A 4,574-nucleotide genomic window follows, 5' to 3' on the forward strand; every position below is an offset into this window, starting at 1 on the left:
TTATATCTTAACCCTTGCAAAGGTAATGGTTTAATTGCAATTAAAAGAAAAATATAGCGATTATTTACCCAAATCTATGTTACATGGTTAGATTTGGGTAAATAATCCGCCTTAAATTCTTTTGCATACTCTGACGATGGCTATTTAGTTGCAAAGGCAGTATGCTCTGATTTGAGCAGTTTATTTTAATAAGACAGGCTGCACCTCAACAATTGAAGTAAACTTCATTGCGTTCGGCTTGCACTGTCTTTTTTGGGGGGCGGTAAAAGAACGTAAAAAGCGGTATTGGAATGTTGTCATACAATTCCCATGCCGCTTATATTCAACGCTTTAAGCTGCTCGTGTAGCTTTTTGAGCGATTAGTATTCGTCCTCGTTGTAATAGAAGTTTTCCGAGCGGAATGGATCCGGTACATACTGTGGACGGTGCTCTATATGGAAGCAGTTGTATTTCACATAGGCGGCGGTGCCGTTCAGCTCCATAAACTCGTAATTTTCCTCTGAGCCACATTTGTTCAAAATGAAAAAAAACGGCAAGATAGCCAAAATAGTTCATTGGAAAATTGCTTAATTCAGTATGAATTAGTATTTTTGCTGAACCCAAAAGGGCAATTTTGTCGAAATGAAAGATCTGTTAAGAGGTTAAACCAAGTTCTTCTCCTAACCAAGACATTAAAGTAATGTATTCTATAATTCTACAAAACCATGAACACTACCTATCGTGAACGCATAGAATCCACCCTTGTTGAAACCCACCGCGAAGGCATCGACAGTGTCGTCGAGTGGCTGGGCGAGAACCATTTCTATGATGCGCCGGCCTCGGTGACCCACCACAACGCCTTTCAGGGCGGCCTTGCCAAGCACTCGTGGGAGGTCTATTGCCAAGCCATGGCGCTGTGGCAAGCCTCCGACCATCGGGAGGCGATGGCCCCCGAGAGCGTAGCCATCGCCGCGCTGCTCCACGACGTGTGCAAGGCCGACAATTACCAGTTCGACAGCAGCAACCCTTACCTCATCCACACGCTCAACGGCAATAGGGCGAAAGGGCACGGCGAACGGTCGGTGCGCATCCTCGAACGCTTGGGCCTGGCCATGAGCCATGAGGAGCGAATGGCCATCCACTGGCACATGGGCGAGTTCGAGCTGTCGTCGGGCGGCAGTGAGCAAGACTACGAGGAGTCGGTCCGCATCCCCCTATGCAACCTCGTTCGGCGCGCCGACGGCTATGCCGCGTGGCGTAACACATGGGACGCCGGCGCGTGGCGTGCCTATTTCGAGGAGCGAAAGAATCAGGGCGACACGCGCGGTCCGCGGCGCCAGGTCTACGCCTCCACGCTCATGCTGGTTAAGCGGGGCCGTTACCACACAGCGTCGGGGGGCTCGGTCGATCTGGGCAGCATCGTCAACCCACAGGCCCAGGCCGACAACGTCTTTCTTGACCACGAGATAACGCTCCGGCCATCGCTCGAGCGCAACAGCGGTCAGGTGCGCATCGCCGTGGTCAACGACGATTGCTTGGACTTGGCGCGCCGTCTCCATGCCACGGATCCCACCGACGACATCTGCGTGCTCAACATGGCGAGCTCGCGCAACCCCGGCGGTGGCGTGTGGGGTGGGGCGGGAGCCCAGGAGGAATACCTCTTCCGCTGCACCGACTACTATCGGTTCCTCTACCAGTATGCCAACCACTTCGACCCACAGGCATACCATGTGCAGCGCAACGCCCACCATCGCTATCCGTTAGCCCCCCTCTACGGTGGCGTCTACTCGCATGGCGTCACCGTGTTTCGCGACACCGAAGCCAACGGCTACGCCCTTCTCGACAGTCCGGTGCGGCTCAATTTCGTTGCCGTGGCCGCCTTCCATTTCAATGAGCGCTGCGACGCCATACCGCAGCCGTATGTGGAGCCCACCAAAGACAAGATACGCCTCATGCTACGCCTGGCCGCCAACAACGGGCAGCGCCGCCTCGTGCTCGGCGCCTTCGGGTGTGGCGCCTTCCACAACGAGCCGCACCACATGGCCCAGCTGTTCAGGCAGGTCATCAACGAAAGCGAGTTCCAGGGTCTCTTCACCTCCATCAGCTTCGCCGTCATCGAAGACCACAACTCAACGAACAACTACACTGCCTTCCGCGACGTGCTGGAGGGATAGCAGTCACGCCTTCGTTAACCCCGATGAGCCTCGCCAACGGCGGAGGGTGCGAGGCCAAGGCCAATCGTAAGGGTCCACCGCCTACGGCGCTGGCCTCTGGGGGTCTCGTGTTTTTTGATAAAAGCACCCCGCATGGTATCTGCGATCTGTGGGAGAACATTCCCGTGCCGCATGGCTCTGACGAATAGCGGAATTGACCAAGCGGGCAGAAAAGTCAATGGTAGCGCATAGCCCTGACAACCCAAGCGGGCTGAAAGCCCAATGGCCTCCTCAGCCCAGGGCAAGCGAAGCGACACCCTGGGTATAATGTGCCGTGGAGCTTGCGCCCTGCTGTAAGGGCAAAAGTACTGAAACAGAGCGTGTTATGTTTACTTTTGCCCTTGCAGGGCGTAGTGTGATAGGGTGTGGCGGTTTACCCAGGGTGTCGCTTCGCTTGCCCTGGGCTATGAACTTCTGCCCCTTCAGGGCGTGCCCGTTAAAACGCGCCCTCATAGAAAGGTTCTCCGCATGCGAAAAATCCGTGGCAATCCGTTGCGCCGGCGGCGCATCGAAACCCAAGCAGTAGGCAGCGGAGCAAGAATAAACAATCCGTGAAAAGACCCATCCGTGCGCATCGGTGCAATTACCTCCCCTTCGGTCGGTGGGGCTTCGCCGAGTCTCGTGTTTTTTGATAAAAGCAGCCCGCACGGTTTCTGTCAAAATCTGCGATCTGTGGGCGAAATATTCCCGTGCCGCATGCCCCATTCCACATCCCCACATTCTCACATTTCACATACAACATTTCACACCCAACATATCACATTCCACATTCCACATTCTCAACACTCCTCCCCCCAATCTACACGTTTTTTTCCGTCGCGCCCCGCCCCGCGTCCAAATACGCCATTCTCAGCGCATCATTGCAACCGGCTATCATTCAGCCACTTATCGTCTGAATGTCACCGTTCTACGTTCCCCACTCGGCCTTCCCCACGCTGAAACGCCATCTTTCGCATCTCGATCCCTGCCCTTTCGAGGCTCCATCCCTTACCTTTCGCATCTCGATCCCTAAGCTATCGTAACTCGAAACATGCCCAACGCCGCGTTCTCCGTTCCGCAAGCAGCGTCCAAACCGATCTTTTCCGCCCCATTCAGCCTGCCACGCCCACTATTTTACCCAAAAATCCGACACAGGTTTTCCACCAAAAATCTTTAGAATGTTGATAGTGGAGTGATCATAATGATGAGTGTTGAGTGTTGGGAGGAGCATTGTGGGTTTGCACCAAACAAGGTCGGTAAAGTGTAGAGTTTGGCACAAATCGGAAGAAATGTATAATCTTTCGTTATTCGACGATTCCATTTAGGAATGAACACGATAACCTATGCTGATAATCATGTCGAGGTTGTAGTATGCCACACTATAATCACACAGAATTTGTTTTTATCAGATTTTTTATGTATGTTTGCAAAAATAAGGATATTTATTGTAAAATTAAAATTGAAATCAGATGGATGAAGAATTGAAAAGAGAACTTCTTGAGGGCTTGGATGAGTACTATGCACAGCGTACAGATTTACTCACAGAAAGCAATACACCTCAAAAGACTATGGAAATAAACGGACTGACATATATTCAGGTGGATTGTACCGCAGAAGAATGGATAAAATCAGTCGGTGGTGTTAATATCGAAGATGTACAATGGCAGATGTAAATATAGAATTTGCAAAGCAAAAACACATAGTTATTTTGTCTCAAAGGGCATATGGCGATTTAGATTATAAACAGAGAAAAAATTGGAATTCACGAAAGCAATTACAGCGTGAAAGAGCAAATCTATTATTTAATAGAACCTATCAAGGTTTATATAATTTAGCAAATGACATAACACCCACTACTATTTTAGCTACAGGCGTTCCGAATGAATATGTGTATAGGCTTTCTGATGGAATAGGACGAATAATATTCCAACTGATACATACAACTACGGAATCTATCATCTATGTTATAGATTTTCTATGGGACTATAAAAGAGTACCTAATAGTTGGTGGAGTATTGTAGAAAATAAAAAAAGGTTTCGTCACATAATTAGAGAAACCATTAATCAGTATTTGAAACGAAATATACTATAATAGAAATGAGCAACCTGGTTAGGCTGCTCATTTTGGCCAACTGTGATGTTATCGCCTTATTTGTGCCAACAGCTATATCATTGCCATAATTTTTCCCATCTGTGGCAGTTGTTGCAAAATTTGCAATAGTTGCCTCTTCTTGTAATTCTCCATCCTCCAACACGTTCTCTTAGACCCCAGAGGCCATCGCCGTAGGCGGTGAGCACCTTACGAACTGCGCTCTGGCCATGCGGCACGAGAATATTTCTCCCACGGATCGCAGATAAGCAGATGCCATGCGGGTTGCTTTTATCAAAAAACACGGATATCAC

5 protein-coding genes are annotated in these 4,574 nt (G+C 49.8%); 3 read left to right on the forward strand and 2 right to left on the reverse strand.

The features are described from left to right. Positions 1-359 precede the first annotated feature (359 nt). Entirely contained in the window at positions 360-482 is a 123-nt protein-coding gene (locus WKK33_RS00155) for a hypothetical protein (protein WP_337931968.1), read from the reverse strand. A 222-nt stretch (positions 483-704) separates the two neighbouring features. Here WKK33_RS00155 and WKK33_RS00160 point away from each other — a divergent pair, with 222 nt between their 5' ends. From WKK33_RS00160 to WKK33_RS00170, 3 genes are all read left to right on the forward strand, one after another. After that, entirely contained in the window at positions 705-2,153 is a 1,449-nt protein-coding gene (locus tag WKK33_RS00160) for a TIGR02452 family protein (protein WP_337931964.1), read from the forward strand. A 1,487-nt stretch (positions 2,154-3,640) separates the two neighbouring features. After that, positions 3,641-3,844, forward strand: coding sequence for a hypothetical protein (locus tag WKK33_RS00165; protein ID WP_337931965.1), 204 nt, complete (start codon positions 3,641-3,643; stop codon positions 3,842-3,844). Then, positions 3,832-4,263 (forward strand): hypothetical protein, encoded by a 432-nt coding sequence (locus WKK33_RS00170; protein WP_337931966.1) that lies wholly within the window; start codon positions 3,832-3,834, stop codon positions 4,261-4,263. The genes WKK33_RS00165 and WKK33_RS00170 overlap by 13 nt, the downstream gene beginning before the upstream one ends. A gap of 77 nt (positions 4,264-4,340) precedes the next feature. Here WKK33_RS00170 and WKK33_RS00175 read toward each other — a convergent pair. Further along, positions 4,341-4,574: hypothetical protein (locus WKK33_RS00175; protein WP_337931967.1), on the reverse strand; the 234-nt coding region annotated here is incomplete at its 5' end.

This window comes from Hallella sp., from assembly GCF_037460745.1.
GTDB classification, from domain to species: domain Bacteria; phylum Bacteroidota; class Bacteroidia; order Bacteroidales; family Bacteroidaceae; genus Prevotella; species Prevotella faecis.

What these genes read in the sequence shown, in the direction of transcription:
- WKK33_RS00170 (WP_337931966.1), top strand. Translation starts at nt 3,832, where the DNA reads ATGGCAGATGTAAATATAGAATTTGCAAAGCAAAAACACATAGTTATT.
- WKK33_RS00165 (WP_337931965.1), top strand. Translation starts at nt 3,641, where the DNA reads ATGGATGAAGAATTGAAAAGAGAACTTCTTGAGGGCTTGGATGAGTAC.
- WKK33_RS00155 (WP_337931968.1), bottom strand. Translation starts at nt 482, where the DNA reads ATGGAGCTGAACGGCACCGCCGCCTATGTGAAATACAACTGCTTCCAT.
- WKK33_RS00160 (WP_337931964.1), top strand. Translation starts at nt 705, where the DNA reads ATGAACACTACCTATCGTGAACGCATAGAATCCACCCTTGTTGAAACC.